Raw genomic sequence first — 17,042 nt, 5'->3', positions numbered from 1 at the left:
TTTCTCATATGTATCTAATAAATTACAAGCGGACCTTTTACGTGGCAGGAATGATACTCTGTGTAGCCTGTGGCAATAGTAAAAAACAGCAACAGGCCGGTATGATGGGGAAGATGAAAGCTACGGTGGTAGCGGCAGAGGTAGTTCCCGCCGTTTATACCGTGTCAGAAAAATTTCCGGCTACCTTACAAGCCCATGATATAGTGGAACTCCGCCCGGATGTTTCAGGCTACCTGGAAGCTATCAGGGTACCCGATGGCAGCAATGTAACCAAAGGACAGCCACTGTATGATATAGACCGGAGCCGCGCTGCAGCCGCATACGGACAGGTGGCCGCCTCCCAGCAACAGGCGGAAGCCGACCTTGCCCAGAAACAACGTGATTATGAAAGATATAAGTCGCTGCTGGAACATGATGCCATCTCCAAACAAACGGTAGACCAGGCCTACACCGCCATGATGACTTCCCAGGCTAACCTGGCAGCCGCCAAAGCTTCTGTAGCAAGGGCGGGGACAGATGTAAACCACGCCGTGGTGAAAGCCCCGGTAACCGGTAAAATAGGTATCGTACAAATCAAAGTCGGAGATATCGTTAATGCAGGTCAAACGCTCATCAATACCATCGTGAACGAACATCCCATGTTCGCCGACATGGATATTCCACAGGCACGCCTGCCGGAATTTCTGCGTATCCAGAAAGGACAGGGTGACGAAAAATTCCTGATACAGTTTGGAGACGGCACCCGCTACGGAGAAGCAGGAAAGGTGCTGACCATCAATAACATGGTCGATGCCCAAACAGGTACGGTGCGTGTGCGGCTCGTGTTCCAGAACAAGGACGGCATGCTGAAATCAGGTATGAGCGTGGTAGTAGTGATGCAGTACGGCACGCCTGCCACACAGCTCGCCATTCCTGCCAAGGCAATTATCCAGAACCTGTCGGAAACCAGCGTATATACCATCAGTAAAGATAATGTGATCGGATCCCGGGATATTGTGCCGGGCGCCGTTACAGATACCATGCAGCTCGTGAATGACGGTCTGAAAGCCGGCGACCGGATAGTGGTGGAAGGTATACAACGCGTAAAACCTGGAGACACCGTGAACATTGCGGGACCAGGAACAGGAGCAGGAGCAGCGCCAGGAAAACACTAATAATAAATCACCATCACAGTATGATCTCAAAAACATTTATCGAGCGCAAGAATACTACCATCGTAATTGCTATCATCATTGTGATTGTAGGGCTCATCTGTATGTTTAACCTGCCCATCGCACAGCTGCCGGATATTGCACCACCGGTAACCGATGTAAGGGCCAGCTATGTAGGCGCCAACTCCACTACCGTGGAAGAAACCGTTACCACGCCGATAGAAAACCAGGTAAACGGTACACCCGGAGCCATGTACATACAGTCCGTTAGCGCCAACGACGGCTCCATGAGTATTACGGTAACCTTTAACCTCGGCACCAATCCGGATATCTCCACGCTCGACGTGCAAAACAGGGTGAGCCTGGCGCTGCCCAGCACGCCCGATGAGGTAAGGCGTGTAGGCGTTACCGTGAAAAAAAGGTCCAATGATATGTTGATGGTAATAGCCCTGAATTCTCCCAAAGGAAAACACTCGCGGGAGTTTCTTGATAACTATCTCAACATCTACCTGAAACCGGAATTAGCCCGTATCGTCGGCGTGGGCGATGTGAACGCCTTCTCCCAGGATTATAGTATGCGTATATGGCTTAACCCTGATAAGATGGCGGCTCTCGGTTTGACCGCCGGTGATATCGCCGCAGCGATTACGGAACAAAATAAACAGGTGCCTGCCGGTAGCGTTGGCGCACCTCCTATGAGTCATTCACAGGCTTTTGAATATACCGTGAGCGTGAGAGGCAGGTTGGCTACTTCGGAAGAATTCGGTAATGTGGTGATAGCTACCAGTAAAAATGGCAGCCTGGTTCGCCTGAGAGATGTAGCCCGTATTAACCTTGGCTCTTTTACCTACGCTATCGAAGCAAAAGCCGATGGTAAAACCGGTAGCGGTATGGCCATTTACCTGTCGCCCGGCGCCAACGCTCTCAATGTAAATGACCGGGTAATGGCCAAGATGAAGGAAATGGCAAAGAATTTTCCGGAAGATGTGAACTGGCTGGTGCCATTTGAAACTACATCCTTTGTGAAGATCTCCATCGAAGAAGTGGTACAAACATTCGTGGAGGCATTGATCCTGGTGGTAATCGTGGTATTCGTATTCCTGCAGAACTGGCGTGCTACCCTGATTCCAATATTGGTAATTCCCATTTCCCTTATCGGAACGTTTATATTCTTCCAGCTGCTGGGATTCTCTATCAACACGCTCACCCTGTTCGGCTTTGTACTGGCCATCGGTATAGTGGTGGATGATGCTATTGTGGTGGTGGAAGCGGTGCAGCACCATATCGATGCGGACCTCATGTCGCCCAGGGATGCTACTTTCAAGGCCATGTCGGAGGTACAGGGACCGGTAATTGCCATTGCCCTCATCCTCGCGGCGGTGTTTGTGCCGGTAGCGTTTATTCCCGGTGTGAGCGGCCGCCTCTATCAGCAGTTTGCGTTAACGATCGCATTTTCGGTGTTGTTGTCCGCTTTCCTCGCGTTGACTTTTACGCCCGCATTAACAGCTATCTTATTGAGGCCTGCGCATCTCACAAAAAAATCCCATGGCCTCAACAAAATATTTTTCAAATTCAATGAATGGTTTACCCGCTTTACCAACAGGTATGGAAAAGGCGTAATGTTCTGTATCCGAAAAACGCCTGCAGTATTGATTATCATGGGGGTGCTCTTTGTTGCAGCATTTTATCTCTTTAAGAAAACCCCTACTACTTTTGTACCCCAGGAAGACATGGGCGCCCTCTTTATCGCATTGGAATTGCCTGAAGCATCTTCCACAGAAAGAACAAAGGAAGTGGTGGCCCAGATCAGTGAAATTCTCACGAAAGACAGCGCGGTGATCCACTTCTTCGGTATTACCGGTATCAACTTCGTGGCCAACGCCACCAAACCTAACTCCGGTACCTTTTTCGTGAGTCTTAAACCCTGGGATGAGCGCTATAAGCACGGCGACAACATAAACGCTGTGCTGGGCCGCATACAAATGGCCACCAGCCACATTATCGGCGCCAATATCATTTGTATTCCTGCTCCCACCCTGCGCGGGTTGGGTACTTCGGGTGGTTTCTCCTTTATATTGGAGCAACGCAGTAATCCCGATATTAACCAGTTCCTGCAGGTAATGGGACAGTTCCTGATGGCTGCCAACCAACGCCCGGAAATAGCCAGGGCATATGCTTTCTTCAGCGCCAATACCCCGCAGTTTAATGTGGATGTAGACCGCGATAAATGTAAACAACTCGGTGTAGCCGTTAGCGATGTGTTCAGTGCGTTGCAGACTTTTCTCGGCGGATTGTATGTCAACGACTTTACAAAGTTCAGCCGCAGCTTCCGCGTGGTATTACAGGCCGATTCCCTGTATCGCACCAGCATCAACAACCTGAATACCTATTACGTCAGGAATAATACCGGTCAGATGGTGCCGCTCAGCGCGCTCATCACCACAAAGAAATCAGCGGGAGCGCCGGTAATCAACCACTTTAACCTGTATCGCTCTGTTGAAATTGATGGCGACAGTAAAACAGGTTACAGCAGTGGTGATGCCATCAATGCGCTGAAAGACGTAGCCGCGAAAGTGCTTCCTGAAAACTTTGGTTACGAGTGGGCCAATGTATCCTTGCAGGAAATAGAAGCGGGTAACAGTAGTGTGCTGATATTTGGTTTGTCTATCCTGTTTGTATTCCTGTTGCTCACTGCTTTATACGAAAGCTGGTCGGTGCCGTTCTCTGTATTGCTGGCGGTACCCATTGCATTATTCGGGTCCATATTGGCCTTGTCGCTCACTAAACAGGCCAACAGCGTATACTCACAGATCGGGTTGATCACCCTGATCGGTTTGGCCGCGAAAAATGCCATCCTGATCGTTGAGTTCTGTAAAGAACGTGTAGACAGGGGCATGCCGTTGCTCGATGCCACCCTCGAAGCCGTAAAGCTGCGTTTGCGTCCAATCCTCATGACTTCCTTTGCCTTCATATTGGGCGTATTGCCTTTATGCCTTGCGCAGGGGGCGGGCGCCGCTTCCCGTGTTAATATAGGCTTTACCGTAGTTGGAGGTATGCTGGCGGCCACATTGCTGGGTATCTTCACCGTTCCCGTATTGTATGTGCTCATCACCAAAATGGCTTATGGTAAGAAGAAACTGGCCGACCTGGAGGCACATGGTAGTGAAGATAAAAGACCAAAAGGTTTGGGAGAATAACCCTAACTTCATTACGATGAAAAATACGGAACGCTTTAGCTCAAGGGTAGATAACTATGTAAAATACCGGCCACATTATCCTGTGGCCATTATTCCTTATCTGGCGGCCGAAACAGGCTTAACCCGCGATGGGGTAGTAGCCGATATCGGCGCCGGTACAGGTATTTCTGCCCAACCTTTTCTTGATAACGGCAACAAAGTATACGCCGTGGAACCTAACAGGGAAATGAGGGAAATGGCGCAGCAACTGCTGCAGCGCTATCCCAATTTTACCGCCGTGGCCGGATCCGCAGAACATACCACTTTGCCCGCAGCAGCTGTGGACCTCATTGTAGCAGGAACCGCCTTCCACTGGTTTGATCAGGCTGCCACCGCAGCAGAATCAGGCGCATAGGCCGTAAAAACACGGATGTGGTGTTGATGTGGAACGTGCGGCAGGCAGAACTTCCCTTCGAAAAAGGCTACGAAAGGCTACTGCATCAGTATGCCATCGACTATAAAGATATGCAGCACAGAAACGTAGGGCCGTCACAGTTAGCCGGATTTTTTCAGCCTGGTACCATGAAGGAAAAATCATTTCAAAATGCGCAGATCTTCGATTTTTCCGCCCTTAAGGGACGACTGCTCTCTTCTTCTTATGTACCCGAAAAAGGCCACCCCTCGTATGATTCCATGATGAAAGCACTGGAGGACCTGTTTGAGAAAAACCAGGAACAGGGAATGGTGAAGTTTCATTATGAAACGAAGGTTTACTCAGGACGCGTATAACGGATTTTTTCTTGCCCAGGATTAGACTGATTTTGATGATTAATAGGATTTTTTCTTTGATGATTTTAAAAAGATTAGCGAAGACAAAAGCAAATACCCGCTTTTATCTTCGCTAATCTTTTTAAATCCTGTAAAATATAATCCTATTAATCATCAAAATCAGTCTAATCCTGGGCAAGAAAAAATCCTGGGCAAGACAACATACGCTGCATTTACTAAAAGCTAAAAGCTAGTGGCTAATAGCTAAGTACAGTACCTCCACCGGATGCAGCGCTTTCACGCCTGTTCCGTCTTTCACCTGGTGGCGGCAGCTGGTGCCGGGAGCTGCTATGATAGTGCCTTCAGCTGCATTGCGTACCGCCGGGAATAACACCATTTCGCCAATCTGCATGCTCAGGTCGTAGTGTTCCTTCTCATAGCCAAACGAACCCGCCATTCCGCAACAGCCGGAAGGGATTACCTCTACGGTGTAGTTCTGCGGGAGCGACAGCATCTTTTTGCTATGCAGGGCTGATGACAGGGCTTTTTGCTGGCAATGTCCGTGCAGTTTAATATGTTGTTTGTCGCTGGTAAACTGTGCTGCGGTGATATGACCTTTGTCTGCTTCCATGGCGAGGAACTCATCTATCAGGTACACATGTTTGGCCAGCGTTTTAGCCTGGGCACGCAAACCTTCCCGCACCAGGTCGGGATATTCATCGCGGAAACTCAGGATAGCAGACGGTTCTATGCCGAGTAAAGGAACATTTTCATTAATAACGTTGCTGAATATACGAACATTCTTTTCCGCGAATTCGCGTGCTTTACGCAATAATCCTTTCGACATATAAGCGCGGGCGCTTTCCGGATGTTCGATCATTTGAACGTCGTAACCCAGGCGGTGCAATAGTTTTACCGCTTTGATGCCAATGCTGGTGTCGTTATAGTTGGTGAATTCGTCGCAGAAAAGATATACTTTTTTATCGCCGGCAGCCCCCTGTTTTTCTCCGGGCCATTTTTGGCTGAACCATTTTTTCAGGGTGATGTTGTGCAGTCCCGGCAAGGAGCGTTTGGCGGCAAAGCCGGAGAACTGACGGATAATACCACCGGTAAAGGAGTTGTTGATCATGGCATTGTATACACCTGGTGCAATGGCTGCCAGGGCCGACAATTTGGAGTAGTTCCCGATCATTTTTGCCCTCAGCGGAACGCCGTTGGCGTCGTAGTAGTGCTGCAGGAATTCCATTTTCAGTTTGGCCATATCCACGTTGGAAGGACATTCTGATTTGCAGCCTTTGCAGGCCAGGCAGAGGTCCAGTACCTCGTAAATTTCTTTATGGTCAAAGCGGTTTTCCTTGTTGCTGTGTGTCAGGAATTCACGAAGAATATTGGCCCTGGCACGGGTGGTATCTTTTTCGTTGCGTGTAGCCATATAGCTGGGACACATGGTGCCGCCGCTGAGTTGTGTTTTGCGGCAGTCGCCCGAGCCGTTGCATTGTTCGGCATGTTGCAACATGGTTTGTTCCGGGAAATGAAAAATGGTTTGTATGTTGGGCGCCTTTTGTCCGGGCTCGTAGCGCAACATGCTGTTCATCGATGGTGTGTCGACGATTTTGTTGGGATTAAAAATATTTTCCGGATCCCAGGTATATTTAATCTGGCGCAGCAGTTCGTAGTTTTTATCGCCCACCATCTGTTTGATAAATTCTCCGCGCAACCTGCCGTCGCCATGTTCCCCGCTGAGGGAGCCGTGGTATTTTTTAACGAGGGTGGCAATTTCTTCTGCAATTTTGCGGAACAGCAAATTGCCTTCTTCCGTTTTCAGGTTGATGATAGGACGCAGGTGGATTTCTCCGCTGCCGGCGTGCGCATAGTGTACTGCGTAGAGATTGTATTGTTTCAGAATATCGTTGAAGTCCCGGATAAAATCGGGCAGGTCTTCTACTGCCACGGCGGTATCCTCGATCACCGGTACGGCTTTTTCGTCGCCGGGCAGGTTGCTGAGCAGGCCCAGACCTGCTTTACGGAGCGCCCAGATCTTTTTGCTGTCTTCCCCGAAAAGAAGCGGGAAGTGGTAACCCAGTCCGGCGGCGCGGAGCGTGGCTTCCAGCCTGCCTGCTATTTCCTTTACTTCCTCGCGGGTATTGCGGCAAAATTCCACTACCAGGATGGCGCCGGGGTCGCCCTGTACGAAGAAACGGTTTTTACTTTGTTCTATATTGTCTTTGGTGCACTCGAGGATATAGTGGTCTATCAGTTCGCTGGCGCTGGGTTTATATTCCATAACCAGGATGTTGGCGCGGAGTGACTCATCTATATTATTAAAGTGAATGCAGAGCAGACCTGTTTCTTTTGGAGGAAGGGGATCTACATGCAGTTTTATTTCTGTAAGAAAGGCCAGGGTGCCTTCAGAACCGGCAATGAGCTTACAGAAGTTGAAGTCTTCCGTACCGGCGGTGAAGGGGCTGGTATCCAGCAGCATATCTACGGCGTAGCCGGTATTGCGGCGGGGAATGCTTTTTTTGGGAAACTCTTTCCTGATTTCTTCCTGGTAGCTGTGGTTACTCAGACTGCTGCGGATCTGGCGGTACAGTTTTGTTTCCAGGGTATCGGGGCCTTCGCATTTCTGGTGGAAGGTTTCTGCGTCTATACTGCCAAAGGTCACTTCTTCGCCGTTGCTCAGCAGCGCTTTTACTTCCAGCAGGTGTTCGCGGGTGCTGCCGTATACCACGGAATTGGAGCCGCAGGAGTTGTTGCCCACCATACCGCCTATCATGGCGCGGTTGGCGGTGGAGGTTTCCGGGCCGAAGTATAATCCGTGTGGTTTCAGGAACATATTGAGTTCATCGCGGATTACGCCCGGCTGTACGCGTACCCAGCCTTCTTCTTTATTTAATTCCAGGATATTGGTGAAGGTGCGGGATACGTCGGTAATGATCCCGTTGCCCACTACCTGCCCTGCGAGGGAGGTGCCGGCGGTCCGGGGGATCAGGGAGGTTTTATTTTCACGCGCAAAGCTGATCAGTGTCTTCAGATCGTCGATATGCTGCGGGATAGCTACTGCCAGCGGCATTTCACGGTATGCCGAGGCATCGGTGGCATAAAGTGTCCGCATGGTATCGTCTGTATAAAGCTTGCCTTCCATTTTCTGGGCCAATTGCTCTAGCTTGTCGCGCATCATGGTATATACCGGTTTTGAAGGGGCGAAATTAATATTTCAGTCCGGCTTTTTCATGCCTTGTAATGTAATCGTAAAAAAAAGCACTATTCTTTTACAAATTGGGGCTTTTTTACCTGTATTCCGCAAACGGCTTCCATCTTATCAACCAGGTATACCGCCAGCTCCGGGGATTTGGCCTCATCGTGCATATGCATAAAGAAGTAAACTTCTTTCAAACCGTTATCCAGCCAGTATTTGATGCGGTTGGCCCAATCGTCGATCCGGGTATAGTCGGTGGGATGCAGGCTGTTGCCCACAAAGCGTATAAATATTTTCGGGATGGTGAGGTACATATGGGCCATGTCCCTTCTGCCGGCGGTATCGGTGATGATGATGCCCACATTGAGTTCCCGGAGCTTGTTAAACAGCTCCATGCGGATGGCTTCATCTTCATACCAGTCTTTATGCCGCAGTTCCACAAAAAACTGCAGGTCTTTCGGCAGCGAGGCCAGGTATTCGTATAGGTATTCCCGTTTGGCCGGACTGTATTTATCACTCATTTGTAAAAAAATGGGTCCCAGGTGGGAACCGAATGCCAGTACGCCTTCCAGGAAGGAGGTGGTTTTATCGCCCGCGCTGATCAGGTTACTGAAATGACTGATGCTTTGCGGTACTTTCGGGCAAAATTTGAAATCCATTCCTGCTGCCTTTTCATCCCATTTGGAGATGGTAGACGGACCGTAGATCTGGTAGTGGGTAGCATTTAATTCAATGCTGTTAAAGTGTTTCACATATTCGCCCAGGAAATTGGCCTCTTTAGTGCCTTTGGGATAAATTTTCCCGATCCATTCCTTGCGTCCCCATTTTGCACAGCCAAGATAGGCCAGTGGCTTCTTTACGGGTTTACCCTTGAGGATCTTTTTATTAAACAGGGGCTCTGCGGGTAGTTTAAAATCAATGTCCGATAGTTCAGGAGTTGGAACGCGACCGAAATCCATAGCATGTACTTTTAGAGGATGAACACATGACGATAACCGGTACAAATATACCCCGCGGATTTTGTCTGGCCCAGGATTAAACTGATTTTGATGATTTAGAGGATTTTTTTATAGTGATTAAGGATGATTTTAAAAGATTTCGGGAGATATAAATGATTTTTTATCCGCTTATATCTCTTAAAATCTTTTAAAATCATCCTGTAAAAATCCTTTAAATCATCAAAATCAGTTTAATCCTGGGCCAGACAAAATCCGCGCTAAAATAAATTCCGGCTCCCCCTTTGTTTTCTTATTTTTCCAAGTTAACTTAATAAAGATTAATCAATTATTCAGCATGGAGATTTTACACATTAGCGCGGAATGTTATCCGGTAGCCAAGGTAGGCGGACTAGGTGACGTGGTGGGGGCATTGCCCAAATACCAGCATCAGCTGGGCAATTTTGCCAAAGTGGTGATTCCGGCCTACCGGACCAAATACTACCACACCCATGAATTTGATGTGGTACACCAGGCTGGTATGTGGCTGGGGCACGACTGGTATCATTTCAATGTATTAAAGGAACGCAGTAATGAACTGGGTTTTGACCTCTACCTCGTAGATATTCCCGGTTTGCTGGATACCCCGGGCGTATATGGCTATTATAATGATACAGAACGTTTCCTGGCTTTCCAGGTAGCCGTGCTGGACTGGGTCAACGAATGGGCGCATCAGCCGGATGTGATCCATTGCCACGACCACCACACGGGGTTGGTGCCATTCCTGATGAATTTTGGATATAAATATGCCCGTTTAAAAGATATTACTTCCGTGCTGACTATCCACAATGCACAATACCAGGGCCAGTTTGGATGGGATAAGCTTTACCTGATCCCTTCATTTGACCTGTGGAAATCCGGTTTGCTGGACTGGGGCGGGGCTATCAACCCGCTGGCATCCGCTATAAAATGCGCCTGGCGGGTTACTACCGTGTCGCCGGGCTACCTGGAAGAACTGTTTGTTAATGCGAACGGCCTGGAAAGCCTGATCAGCCAGGAAAAATCAAAAATGGTGGGTATCCTCAATGGTATTGATACACTGGTATGGGACCCTGAGTCGGATCATATGCTGCCTCAGAACTACGATACAGATACCGCTGATGCAGGCAAAAAAGCCAATAAGCTGGCGCTTTGTGAGCGTTTCGGCCTGGATGCTTCTTTGCCGCTTATTTCTTTTATAGGCAGGCTGGTGGGGGATAAGGGCGCCGACTTGTTACCCGAAATCATAGGGCGCTCCCTGCATGAACTGCCGGGAGAAGTAAACTTCCTCGTTCTGGGGAGTGGGGAACCACATATTGAGTGGGCATTGCAGCAAACCCGCCAGGTAGTGAGCTATGGTTTCAATGTGCATATCGGGTATGATGAATCGTTATCCCACCTTATTTATGCCGGCAGCGATTTTTTGCTGATGCCATCCAGGGTAGAGCCCTGCGGGCTTAACCAGATGTATGCCCTTCGTTATGGAACCGTTCCGATGGTACGCAGTACCGGCGGACTGAAAGATACCGTTATCGACTTTGGAGATAAGGATGGCGTAGGTATCCGCTTCGACCAGGCCAGCGTATGGGATGTTTGTTACTCCGTAAAACGTGCTGTTGAACTATTCCAGGATACCGCACACCTGGAAGAAGTCCGTTTAAAAGGCATGAACATTGATCATTCCTGGGGCAGCTCTGCGCAACACTATGTCGACATGTACAGCAGTATGAAATAGATTAGAATATTGCATGATGAACTTCTAAAACCAATTCCCATTATGACAAACGATGTAATATCCATTATTCTCGGAGGAGGGGCCGGCACCCGCCTGTATCCGCTTACCCGTCGCCGTTCGAAACCAGCGGTGCCTTTGGCCGGTAAATACAGACTGGTGGATATTCCCATCTCCAATTGTTTGAATGCTGAGCTGAACCGCATCTTTGTGCTGACACAGTTCAACTCGGCCTCCCTGAACAAACATATCAAGAACACGTATCACTTCAGCAATTTTGATAAGGGATTCGTGGATATCCTGGCGGCAGAACAAACCCCCGACAACCCCACCTGGTACCAGGGTACGGCAGATGCGGTACGACAATGTATTCATCACATGGAGAATTTTGAGTTTGAATATGTACTCATTTTATCCGGTGACCAGCTGTACCAGATGGATTTTAAAAAGATGATCCGCCACCATATTGATACCGGTGCGGAAATATCTATTGCCACCATCCCCGTTAGCGGTAAGGATGCCTCCGATTTTGGCATATTAAAGGAAGATGAGAAAGGCGCCATCGTATCTTTTACCGAGAAGCCCTCCCAGGCCGTTTTACCGCCATGGGCCTCAGAAGTAAGCGAGGAGATGAAGAAAGAAGGCCGCATTTACCTGGCCAGTATGGGGATCTACATCTTTAACAGGCAGGTGCTTTTTGATATGCTCAACGAACAACCGGAAGCAGCCGATTTCGGCAAACAGCTGATCCCACAGGCTATTGAAGCACACCGCAAGATCTATAGTTATCAATATGAAGGCTACTGGACAGATATTGGTAACATCGAGTCCTTCTTTGAAGCCAATATAGGCCTCACCGATGATATCCCTTTATTTAACCTCTTTGATGAGTCGCAAACCATCTACTCCAGGGCCCGGATGCTGCCACCGGCAAAAATTTCCGGTACCATGGAGAAAACAATGATTGCCGACGGTTGTATTATAATGGCAAACCGCCTCGAAAGGGTAGTGGTCGGTATACGAACCCGCATAGGCAAAGGCTCGGAAATCAGCAACGCCTATATCATGGGTAGCGACTACTACCAGACACTCGACGAAATCGGAAACGCAAAGGCTGAGGGTAAGCCCACCATGGGGATAGGAGAGAACTGTATCATCAATAACGCCATCATCGATAAAAACTGCCGCATCGGTAACGGCGTACATATTAATGGCGGCAAACACCTGGCTGACGGCGATTTTGAAAAATATACGGTGAAAGACGGCATTGTTGTTGTTAAAAAAGGAGTTGTCCTGGAAGACGGATTCAGTATTTAACAAAACGAAAGACATGCGATTGTCAATAGAGCGGAAATCCACAAAGATTTATCCTGATCTGAAGCGCGTAGTAGCGAGGTTTTTTTTTAACGGAGAGGCCAGGGCAAAATCTATCATTCAACAGGTTGTTGGTATGAGCGATCCGGAGGTAGACATAACGATTATGCCTATACTCAGAGAATTTTCCCGACGCCACAGGAATATCACGCGGATTTTTGAAAGACATGCTGACCGGCTTCGTCACCTGTTTCCCGGTTTGCAGATCGACTATGAAGGATTGTCGCTTAAACGAAAATTGTTGACCGGCTCTTATTTCACCAACGAATATTCTATTGAATCCGCCGCTTTTTTTAATCCCTCTTTGATTGAAGATGTGGACCAGAGCGGTTTGGAAGAAGGGCAGAAGCGGGTGATCATGAGCTTTCGCGCGGTAGGGGAAGGACACGTGTCCTCCATTGCTTTCAGGTCCGGTATCATTGACAAAAACAATGAAATATCGCTGATCGCTCCCGGTAACTATGTCGACGAGGCCGAGATCATCCGCAACTCCATCTACCAGAAACATACTTTTTTCCAGAACGCCGTATCTATCAGGCTGCCGGATTCGGTGATGCAGGAAATACAAAGCAGTTTACCCGACCAGTTTGAATACCTCGCCCTCAAGAAAGTGATCCGCGAAATGCAACAGCGCTTCCAGGTAGATCATCTGCTTAAAAAAGGACTGGAACGAATGCTCTGGCTGGCAGATTCCTACTATGAGATGAACTTCTCGCTGGATACCGATCTCTCTGACCGCGTGATTTTTCCTTATTCTGATGCTGAAAGCAGGGGGATAGAAGATGCCCGCTTTGTAAAGTATACCAGTGAAAACGGCAGTGTTACCTACTACGCTACCTATACGGCCTACGACGGTATCACTATTCAGCCTAAGCTGCTGCAAACAAAAGATTTTTATAATTTCAAGATCATGCCCCTGTACGGTGAAGGCGCGCAGAATAAGAACCTGGCGCTGTTTCCCCGTAAAATAAAAGGTAAATATGTAATGATCTCCCGGATAGATGGAATTAACGGATACATCATGTACTCCGATAAGATCAATATCTGGGAAAACCCGCAAATACTTCATACACCAAAATATGCCTGGGAATTTGTACAGGTAGGGAACTGCGGATCGCCTATCGAAACACCCGATGGCTGGCTGGTCATTACTCACGGTGTAGGACCCATGCGTACCTACTGCATCGGGGCCAGCCTGCTCGACCTGGAAAATCCGGGCCGGGAAATTGGCCGCCTGCGGGAACCGCTGCTGATGCCCAACAAGGATGAGCGGGAAGGATACGTTCCCAACGTACTGTACTCCTGCGGCTCTATGATCCACAACGATGAACTCATTATTCCCTACGGGCTGTCCGACTATGCGTCGGGATTCGCCTCTGTAAACCTTGAGAAGCTGCTTACACAGATAAAAGCCGACGGCATTTGATTTTTTTTCTTGCCCAGGATTTTTTCTTGCCCAGGATTTCCGGTGATTTTGATGATTTACAGGATTTTTTCTTGATGATTTAAAAAGATTAGCGAAGACATAAGCGAGTATCCACTTATGTCTTCGCTAATCTTTTTAAATCAAAATAAAATCTATGAAATACAATCTTGTAAATCATCAAAATCATCGGAAATCCTGGGCAAGAAAAAAAATCCTGTAAATCATCAAAATCATCGAAAATCCTGGGCAAGAAAAAAAAATCAAATGCCGACACCCTCAAAGCGTTTCATACAACGCCATATATTGCGCCGCCATTCTTTCCTGGCTGAATTTTTCTTTTGCGTGTAAATGACAGTCCAGCCGCGCGATCAGGGAAATATCTTCTACTGCTGCTGCTGCTTCATGAATATCATTTACCAGGAAACCGGTTTTACGGTCGTTTATAAGCTCCGGCATGGCCCCGCGGTTGAAGGCAATCACCGGTGTGCCGCAGAGCATCGCTTCTGCTACGCTCAGCCCAAAGGGTTCATTAAAGCTGATGGGATGTAAAAGCGCCAGGGCGCCACCCAGCAGATCGCTGCGCTTATGACCGCCTACTGCGCCGATATACCGGATCTGCTCTTCATCTATAAATGGTTTTACCTTTTCACGATAGTATTCTTCATCCTGTATAATACCCGCTATCACCAGTTGCCGGCCGGTGTGCAGGGCTATTTGTATCGCCTCATGCGTGCCTTTGTCGGGGTGTATACGACCGTAATAGAGGAGATAGTTGCCCGGCTCAGGCTCAAAGGCAAAGTCGGCCGTCCGGATCCCATTGTAGATGGTAGCTGCGTATTGCAGCGTTGGATGGCGGTCGGAGTTGCTGATAGATACGTATCTGCCAATATCATTATACCGCTGGTATACCGGTAATATTTTGGGAGAAGAAAAACCGTGGATAGTTGTTACCATGGGCGGTTTGATCAACCTCGAATACGTAAGCGGGAGGAAATCGAAATGATTATGGATAATATCGAAGTCGCCGGATTGCTCCATAAGATAACTGATATGCATACACTCATTTACCTTGGCATCGGCAGCGGGGTCTTCTGCATAGCCTCTGGCGCAGATGGAAGCCAGCTTCCCGGTGCTAAGGGAATCGGTGGTAGCAAAAAGGGTGACGTCAGCACCCTTCGCCAATAACCCTTCCGCCAGGTTACCTGCCATCTGTTCCCAGGGACCATAATGCCGGGGAGGGGTGCGCCAGGCCACAGGCGCCAGTATCGCTATCTTCATAAAGTTCGTTTTTTAGGATGACCTGCCGGCCATTTATCCGTTTAGTGTTGTCAAAACAAGCGCCAAAGAACAGCTTCTCCCGGTATCCGATACCGTTAACCAATATTCTGATCAACCAATTAACTATTTACCTAACTTCGTACATTCAAAAATTTCGATGTATTGGCACTGCATCCTTTTATAATTGGTAATTGTAATTCGCAACTTAATATGCTGGAGTATATTCCTTATGGGAAAACTGGTTATTTTAACCAGCTGGTGACAGATTTTTTAGCAGAGCAACCGCAGATAAGACCATTTTATACCTATTCTCCTGTGCATCCGGACTTTGCGGCGGCTATGCAGGCACGGCAGAAGTTCGACACGCCGAGAGCGGCGCTGGTAGCTGCACTGGAACAGCAATATGAGGCGCTTGAACCAACAAAAGCGGTACAGGATAATATTTCAGCACTGTTGCAACCCACCACATTTACCGTATGTACCGCGCACCAACCCAATATCTTCACAGGCTATCTTTATTTCGCTTACAAAATATTGCAAACCATAAAGCTTTGTGCTAACCTGAAAGCGCAGTATCCGCAGCATAATTTTGTGCCGGTATACTATATGGGCAGTGAAGACGCCGACATTGAAGAGCTGGGCAGTATTTACCTGGATGGCAAAACCCTTACCTGGAATACCGCCCAGCAGGGCGCTGTAGGGCGTATGCAGCCCGAAGGACTGGAAACTTTGCTGGCCGATGTGAAAAAAGCGCTGGGGTACGCGCCACATGCAGATGAGCTGATGACATTACTGCAAAAAACTTACCTCGAACACCAGAATATACAAACCGCAACATTGTACCTGGTACATGCCCTGTTTGGCCGCTATGGCCTCGTGGTACTGGTACCGGATAATGCTGCCCTGAAACGTTTATACTTGCCCGTTATAAAGGATGAATTGTTTCACCAAACATCTTTCGGCATCGTGAATAATACCCTGGAGCAATTGTCCGTACACTATAAAGTACAGGCCAATCCAAGGGAAATAAACCTGTTCTATTTGCAGGACGGTATGCGGGAACGCATTGTACAGGAGGGCGATCAGTGGAAAGTATTACACACCCCGTTGACTTTCACCGCGGCATCGTTGGAGGCAGAGCTGGAAGCACATCCCGAGAAATTCAGTCCCAACGTGATCCTGCGTGGTATGTTCCAGGAAACCATTCTGCCTAATATCGCATTCATTGGCGGTGGTGGCGAAATCGCCTACTGGCTGGAGTTACAGCAGCTGTTTGCACACTACCAGGTGCCTTTCCCGGTGTTACTGCTGCGCAATTCATTGTTGCTTGTAGATGAACAATCGAGGCAGCGGATGACAAAACTCGGGATTACAACCACCGAGCTTTTCAAAACCACCGAAGACATCGTTAATGACTATGTGAAACAACATACCAACGCTTCGCTGGTGCTGAAAGATGAATATGCAGCCATAGACCAACTGTTTGATGTACTGGAAGCAAAGGCAAAGAGTATTGATGTGACCCTCATGGCGACCACCGCTTCTGAAAGAAAAAAAGCATTGAAATCTGTCGGTAAACTGGAACATAAATTCCTTCGCGCCGAAAAGAAAAAATTTGCCTGGCAAACGGACCAGATCCGTCAGCTCAAAAATAAACTCTTCCCAGCAGGCTCTTTACAGGAGCGGAAAGAGAACTTTATGCCCTGGTATGCCGCAGAGGGACCAGCTTTCCTTGATAGGGTACTGGCGGCCATTAACCCGGTAACCGATCAGTTCACAGTCCTGGACTGTGATTCGTGTGATTAATGTGATTCGCCTGATGCGCGAAGAGGAATATAGATGACCCGGATAGATGGGGCGGCTGCTGATCGTTTTCGTAGTTCGCATGCGAACAGGGATTGTATCAAAACTGAACAAGTTATATATAATATATATACGTATTCTTTTTGTATGTAGTATCAATT

General features: G+C 48.2%; 11 protein-coding genes. 8 read left to right on the top strand and 3 right to left on the bottom strand.

Annotation, left to right across the window (positions count from 1 at the left end; all coding sequences use genetic code 11):
* The first annotated feature begins 8 nt into the window (after positions 1–8).
* The 4 genes from KE626_RS15970 to KE626_RS15955 are packed head-to-tail and all read left to right on the top strand — an operon-like array spanning position 9 to position 5,116.
* Positions 9–1,154, top strand: a complete 1,146-nt coding sequence (locus tag KE626_RS15970) for an efflux RND transporter periplasmic adaptor subunit (protein ID WP_211973924.1) — start codon at positions 9–11, stop codon at positions 1,152–1,154.
* A 20-nt stretch (positions 1,155–1,174) separates the two neighbouring features.
* Entirely contained in the window at positions 1,175–4,348 is a 3,174-nt protein-coding gene (locus KE626_RS15965; RefSeq protein ID WP_211973923.1) for an efflux RND transporter permease subunit, read from the top strand.
* A 16-nt stretch (positions 4,349–4,364) separates the two neighbouring features.
* Positions 4,365–4,742, top strand: a complete 378-nt coding sequence (locus KE626_RS15960; protein WP_211973922.1) for a class I SAM-dependent methyltransferase — start codon at positions 4,365–4,367, stop codon at positions 4,740–4,742.
* A 20-nt stretch (positions 4,743–4,762) separates the two neighbouring features.
* Positions 4,763–5,116, top strand: coding sequence for a TetR family transcriptional regulator C-terminal domain-containing protein (locus tag KE626_RS15955; RefSeq protein WP_211973921.1), 354 nt, complete (start codon positions 4,763–4,765; stop codon positions 5,114–5,116).
* 229 nt (positions 5,117–5,345) lie between these two features.
* On the opposite strand, the gene KE626_RS15950 is transcribed toward KE626_RS15955, so the two are convergent.
* Positions 5,346–8,273: an FAD-binding and (Fe-S)-binding domain-containing protein gene (locus tag KE626_RS15950; RefSeq protein ID WP_211973920.1), complete on the bottom strand. Its 2,928-nt coding sequence runs from the start codon at positions 8,271–8,273 to the stop codon at positions 5,346–5,348.
* Between the two features lie 86 nt (positions 8,274–8,359).
* Positions 8,360–9,253 (bottom strand): DUF72 domain-containing protein, encoded by an 894-nt coding sequence (locus KE626_RS15945; RefSeq protein ID WP_211973919.1) that lies wholly within the window; start codon positions 9,251–9,253, stop codon positions 8,360–8,362.
* Positions 9,254–9,587: 334 nt separating this feature from the next.
* Between KE626_RS15945 and KE626_RS15940 the strand changes: the two genes are divergently transcribed.
* From KE626_RS15940 to KE626_RS15930, 3 genes are read left to right on the top strand one after another with little or no spacing between them, the layout of a single operon-like run.
* Entirely contained in the window at positions 9,588–11,003 is a 1,416-nt protein-coding gene (locus KE626_RS15940) for a glycogen synthase (protein ID WP_211973918.1), read from the top strand.
* Positions 11,004–11,045: 42 nt separating this feature from the next.
* Positions 11,046–12,317: a glucose-1-phosphate adenylyltransferase gene (locus tag KE626_RS15935; RefSeq protein ID WP_211973917.1), complete on the top strand. Its 1,272-nt coding sequence runs from the start codon at positions 11,046–11,048 to the stop codon at positions 12,315–12,317.
* A 13-nt stretch (positions 12,318–12,330) separates the two neighbouring features.
* Positions 12,331–13,800, top strand: coding sequence for a glycoside hydrolase family 130 protein (locus KE626_RS15930; RefSeq protein ID WP_211973916.1), 1,470 nt, complete (start codon positions 12,331–12,333; stop codon positions 13,798–13,800).
* 276 nt (positions 13,801–14,076) lie between these two features.
* Here the strand turns inward: KE626_RS15930 and KE626_RS15925 are convergent, their stop codons facing one another.
* Positions 14,077–15,078: a glycosyltransferase family 4 protein gene (locus KE626_RS15925; RefSeq protein ID WP_211973915.1), complete on the bottom strand. Its 1,002-nt coding sequence runs from the start codon at positions 15,076–15,078 to the stop codon at positions 14,077–14,079.
* A 210-nt stretch (positions 15,079–15,288) separates the two neighbouring features.
* Here KE626_RS15925 and bshC point away from each other — a divergent pair, with 210 nt between their 5' ends.
* A complete protein-coding gene (gene bshC / locus KE626_RS15920; protein WP_211973914.1) occupies positions 15,289–16,884 on the top strand; it encodes a bacillithiol biosynthesis cysteine-adding enzyme BshC in 1,596 nt (531 codons plus the stop codon).
* Positions 16,885–17,042 lie beyond the last annotated feature (158 nt).

This window comes from Chitinophaga hostae, assembly GCF_018224885.1.
GTDB lineage: Bacteria > Bacteroidota > Bacteroidia > Chitinophagales > Chitinophagaceae > Chitinophaga > Chitinophaga hostae.
The sequence above is the reverse complement of the archived record's forward strand: the minus strand, read 5'-3'. Positions and strand labels throughout refer to the sequence as shown.